The organism is Neisseria oralis, from assembly GCF_045062685.1.
Classification (GTDB): domain Bacteria; phylum Pseudomonadota; class Gammaproteobacteria; order Burkholderiales; family Neisseriaceae; genus Neisseria; species Neisseria oralis.
Genome location: NZ_JBJGEB010000089.1, coordinates 1 through 253, shown reverse-complemented (window position 1 = coordinate 253; position 253 = coordinate 1). Strand labels below are relative to the sequence as shown.

At 51.8% G+C, this 253-nt stretch carries 1 pseudogene; it reads left to right on the top strand.

Features of this window, described 5'->3' with window-relative positions:
- Positions 1–253: pseudogene (locus ACI43T_RS12195) on the top strand (acyltransferase family protein); the annotation flags it as partial.

Sequence of the window (253 nt, the reverse complement as noted above, 5' to 3'; positions counted from 1 at the left end):
CTCCCTTGCCTATGATGCCGGTTTTTTCCAAAAATTCGACCGTATGCTGCACAAGCTCTCATCCGAAAAACAAGCCGTTTACCTGATGGCGGACAACCTTGCCTCGTCTTACAACGTCCAGCGCGCCTATATCTTGTCTTCACGCATACCGGGTTACCGCCAAACCCTGCGCCCGGACGACGAAAGCACCCTGAAAGCCAATGCCCGCATCAGGGAATTGGCAGCCAAATACCCCAACGTCTATATTATTGAT